This is a genomic window from Vibrio sp. 1978, assembly GCF_033344345.1.
This window is the reverse complement of the sequence record NZ_JAWPOP010000618.1, coordinates 1-633: the sequence shown is the minus strand read 5'-3', so window position 1 is coordinate 633 and position 633 is coordinate 1. Positions and strand designations below refer to the sequence as shown.

Genomic DNA, 633 nt, shown 5'->3' with positions numbered 1-633 from the left:
GGTCACATTGGCGAAAGAGCTCCATGAGCCGCTAAAATCGCAGATGAACTTAGCAAGAAACTACTACTTCAAGGACCGGCATGTACCCGGATACGCAGGTGTTTACATCTCTGAAGGTTTGCGCCGTAAATATCCGAATGCAGAATTAGATTTCAATTGGCACTTTTTGTTTCCGTCTAACAAGTTAAGTGTCGACAAAGAGACAGGACAACTGCGAAGACATCATATAAATGAAAGCGCAATTCAAAGAGCGGTAAAGCGCTCCGCGCTCGATGCAAGCATAGAAAAAACGGTTACCTGTCACACGTTAAGACATAGCTTTGCAACGCATTTATTGGAATCTGGTGCCGATATTAGAACAGTACAAGAGCAGCTTGGTCACACCGATGTAAAGACCACCCAAATATATACCCACGTGATTGAGAGAGGTGCAGGCGGAGTCCTAAGCCCTTTATCAAGTCTTTAAAAAAACAAAAGCCACCTGGTTGGTGGCTAGTATCATAAGCTGGTGATGAGTTAGTGACGCTCACCAAGTTTAACCATTCCTTTTGAGTCAAACCACAATGCTTGCGAGCGGCGACGACCAATAAGAATTGGACCATCATCATAGAACAAAAAGTTCTTCCAATGCTT

The 633-nt window shown here is 43.9% G+C and carries 2 protein-coding genes; one reads left to right on the top strand and one right to left on the bottom strand.

What is annotated here, in order from left to right:
- Positions 1–466: tyrosine-type recombinase/integrase (locus tag R8N49_RS28165; protein ID WP_318190575.1), on the top strand; the 466-nt coding region annotated here is incomplete at its 5' end.
- A 50-nt stretch (positions 467–516) separates the two neighbouring features.
- On the opposite strand, the gene R8N49_RS28160 is transcribed toward R8N49_RS28165, so the two are convergent.
- Positions 517–633 (bottom strand): DUF2947 family protein (locus tag R8N49_RS28160; RefSeq protein WP_318190576.1); only part of this gene is annotated, 117 nt, incomplete at its 5' end.